This window comes from Burkholderia sp. MSMB1459WGS, assembly GCF_001534535.1.
Taxonomy (GTDB): domain Bacteria; phylum Pseudomonadota; class Gammaproteobacteria; order Burkholderiales; family Burkholderiaceae; genus Burkholderia.
In genome coordinates, this window is record NZ_LPMU01000028.1 from 1 (window position 1) to 3,884 (window position 3,884).

3 protein-coding genes and 1 pseudogene are annotated in these 3,884 nt (G+C 64.2%); 1 reads left to right on the forward strand and 3 read right to left on the reverse strand.

Annotated elements, in window-relative coordinates; translation table 11 throughout:
- Nucleotides 1-995 (forward strand): MFS transporter (locus tag WT97_RS12585; RefSeq protein WP_060353547.1); only part of this gene is annotated, 995 nt, incomplete at its 5' end.
- Between the two features lie 53 nt (nt 996-1,048).
- Here WT97_RS12585 and WT97_RS12590 read toward each other — a convergent pair.
- The 3 genes and pseudogenes from WT97_RS12590 to WT97_RS12600 all read right to left on the reverse strand — a co-directional run.
- On the reverse strand, nt 1,049-1,873 hold the full coding sequence (locus tag WT97_RS12590) for an alpha/beta fold hydrolase (protein WP_060353548.1): 825 nt from the start codon (nt 1,871-1,873) through the stop codon (nt 1,049-1,051).
- Between the two features lie 147 nt (nt 1,874-2,020).
- Nucleotides 2,021-3,013 (reverse strand): LysR substrate-binding domain-containing protein, encoded by a 993-nt coding sequence (locus tag WT97_RS12595; RefSeq protein WP_060036964.1) that lies wholly within the window; start codon nt 3,011-3,013, stop codon nt 2,021-2,023.
- A gap of 616 nt (nt 3,014-3,629) precedes the next feature.
- Nucleotides 3,630-3,884: pseudogene (locus WT97_RS12600) on the reverse strand (ferritin-like domain-containing protein); the annotation flags it as partial.

Below are 3,884 nucleotides of genomic sequence, written 5' to 3' on the forward strand. Positions count from 1 at the left end.
TCATCGCCGAGTTCTCGACCGACAAGCGCCGCGGCTTCATGGGCAGCTTCCTCGAATTCGGCACGCTGATCGGCTATACGCTCGGCGCGGCCACGGTCGCGCTGTTGACGGCCACGCTGTCGCAGGACGCGCTGCTGTCGTGGGGCTGGCGCGTGCCGTTCTTCATCGCCGGCCCGCTCGGCCTCGTGGGCCTCTACGTGCGGCTCAAGCTCGAGGAAACCCCGGCATTCAGGAAGGAGGCCGAAGCACGCGAAGCGGACGAACGCGCGCGGCCGAAGCAGCGCTTCGCGACGCTGCTCGTCGAACAGTGGAAGCCGCTGCTGCAATGCGTCGGCCTGGTGCTGATCTTCAACGTGACCGACTACATGGCGCTGTCGTACCTGCCGAGCTACCTGTCCACGACGCTGCACGTTCGCGAATCGCACGGGCTCTTCATGGTGCTGCTCGTGATGGTGCTGATGATGCCGATGACGCTGTACGCCGGGCACCTGTCGGACAAGGTCGGCCGCAAGCCGGTGATGATGGCCGGCTGCGTGGGCCTGCTCGCGCTGTCGGTGCCGGCGCTGATGCTGATCCGCACCGGCGGCATGCTGCCGATCTTCGGCGGGATGCTGATCTACGGCATCCTGCTGTCGACGTTCACGGGCGTGATGCCGTCGGCGCTGCCTGCCCTCTTCCCGACGCGCATCCGCTACGGCGCGCTCGCGATCGGCTTCAACGTGTCGGTGTCGCTGTTCGGCGGCACGACGCCGCTCGTCGCCGCATGGCTGGTCGATCGCACCGGCGACCTGATGATGCCCGCGTACTACCTGATGGGCGCGTCGTTCATCGGCATCGTGTCGGTGCTCGCGTTGCGCGAGACCGCGCGCCGGCCGCTGCCCGGCTCCGGGCCGTGCGTGGCGAGCCGCGCGGAAGCGCTGAGCCTCGTGCGCGGCGGTGCCGACGAAGCGCGTGTGCGCGACCGGAAGTTCACGCCGGTCAGCGAGCGCGCGTGACGCGGGTCGATGCGGCGCCGCGCGGCCCGCGCGCGTCGCCGTTCGCGTGACCGTCAGTTCGACGGCAGTTGCTGCGCGTCGAACCAGTCGAGCAGCGTGCGCGTGACGAACGCGGGATTCTCCAGGTTCGAGATATGGCCGGCGTCGGGCACCAGCGCATGCGCGCAGCCGATCACGCTCGCCATCTTCACGGTTTCCGACGGCGGGCGCGCCATGTCGCCCGCGCCGCACATCAGCAGCGTGCGTGCGGCATCGAGTTCGGCGAGTGCCGGCAGCGTGTCGGGCCGGCCGAAGATCAGCCGGCCGAGCGGCGCGATCGATTGCCGCAGCCGGTCGGCGGGCAGGTTCGCGAGCGCATGGCGAAACGCCGTCGGCACCGGATCGTCGAGGTTGACATCCGGCCGGAAGAACAGCGGCACGATCGCATCGAGCAGCGGCGGCGCGATGCGGCCCGCGGCCTCGATCGCGTCGAGCATCCCGAAATAGCGCGTGCGCGTCGCATCGGGCTCGGCCTCGAGCGACGCGTCCATGATCACGAGCGAGCGCACGCGCTGCGGCTCGCGCAACGCGAGCCGTGCGCCCCACATGCCGCCGACGCTGAGCCCGACGATCGCGCACTGTTCGATGTCCAGCGCGTCGAGCAGCGCGCTCGCGTGCGCGGCGAGATCGTCGAGCGTGTGCGTGCCGTCCGGCAGCGCGCCCGATTCGCCGTGCCCCCACAGGTCCGGCACGATCACGCGATACCTGCGCGACAGCGCGTCGATCTGCGGCGCCCACATCGTCGCGTCCCACAGATAGCTGTGCCCGAGCAGCACCGGAAAACCGGCGCCGTGATCGTGGTAATGCAGGGTACTGCGCTGGATGCTGTGTGCGGGCATGCTGTCTCCGAATGTCAGGACTCGGCGGTGGCCCGGAAACGGGCGCCGCGGTCGGCGGCGTTCTGCGACGAACGCGAAGCGGCGCATCATCGCACAGGTCGCAGGTGCCGCGCATGACACCGCGCACGACGCTATCGGGGCGCCGTGTTATCCCACGCGATACATCGGCACCACGTTGCTGCCGGCGGTGTCCTGCTCCGTCGCGAGCGGGTGACACGCTTGTTCGAGCAGCCAGTTGGTCAGTACCGCGATGTCGAATTCGTTGCACGCATCGGGGTTCTGCACGAGGACGTAGCTGCCCGATGCAACGGTGCAGTGCGGGAACAGCTCGACGAGCCGCCCCTGCTTCAGCAGCCCGTCGACCAGCGGCCGCCTTCCGATTGCGATGCCGTGCCCGTCGACCGCGGCCTGGACCAGTTGATCGTACTGGCTGAAGTGCAGCGCGCCGGCCGGCCGCAGCCGCGGCACGCCGAGTTCCTTCAGCAAATGGCTCCATCCATGCCACGGCCATTCGCCGCGCGGGTCGTCGAGATGCAGCAGCACGTGCTTGTCGAGATCGGCCGGCTTCATCGACGCGGCGTCGCCCGCCGCCGTCATCAGGCTCGGGCTGCACACCGCCACGACACGCTCGCGAAACAGCACGTCCGTCTCGTCGGTCGACGTATACGGGCCTGCATAGCGCACGGCCAGGTGCAAACGTTTGCGTTTAAGATCTTCAATTTCGCTCGTTGCGGACACGCGCACGTCGATGTCCGGATAGCTGGCGCGGAACGAACCGAGACGCGGAATCAGCCACAGCGCGGCGAACGAGACGGTGGTCGACAACGAGATGGCGCGCTGGCCGACACTCGACGACAGCTTGCCGACCACCGATTCCAGGTCGGACAACGCGAACGAGATCGCGTCGTACAGCTCGCGCCCCTTGTCGGTCAGCGTCAACGAACGAATGTGCCGGTGGAAAAGCTCGATCCGGAGCTGCTCTTCGAGCGCCTTGACCTGCCGACTCACGGCCGATTGCGTGACGTTCAATTCCTGCCCCGCACGCGTGAAGCTCAAATGGCGCGCCGCGCATTCGAAGCCTCTCAGGAAATCCAGCGAAGGCAGACTTCTCAATCGCTTTGCCAATCTCACATTAGCCATACCGCCGCCTCAAAGTTGCACCCATCGACAGGCAAGTTGCCGTTCGTCTCCCTGACTCGTCTCTCCTATTTGGATTCGGAAACGATTTTATATTGAAGCATGGATACATATCATTCTTATTTTCAATCGTGACACTTGTATTTATCTATCGATTTTCATCGCACCACTACGCTTACATGAACATTATCCGGTTGTGATTTTGTAAATTAATATGCAAACTAATCGAGGACTCGACAGGTTCGATAAATTCCCGCAAAAACAGCCGATTTTCCGCCAAATTCGCTGCCATCGCAGCGGTTTCTCCGTATAGACGGAGACGAAACCCGAAGCCTACGATTCAATTTCAATTTGCCGACTTTTCCATTTTGTTTTCCGGATTGCGAAAGACAAATTGCCTGCAACAGACACAAAAAATTCAATTAAATCCGGAATTCTATGTTTATTAACAAATACTAAACACATGAAATTCCAGCTCACCATCCGATTTCAGAAACTGATGAAGCGATTATTTCCGGAAATGAATAATCCGCCGGCCGGCAGCGCCGGTCGGCGTAGAGGGCGTTCACATGTCGGCCGGAATCCGGCCTGCACCGCGACAGCCGGATGTGTCGATCCGCTACGGGTTGTCCACCGCGCCATTGACCCGCGCCGTCACTTCGCGACGGTAGCGGTTCAGCTCCTGCGCGGTCGCGAACGTGCGCTCGAACAGGATCGACAGGTTGTGCAGGATCCGCTCGACGACCTTCTTCTCCCACTCGCCGTCGAAACGGATCTGCTCGTCGAGCCAGCGCTCGAGCCATTCCGGATCCGGCAGGCGCGACTGCACCGTGTCGCGCGGGAACAGCGCCTGGTTCACGTGCAGGTTGGTCGG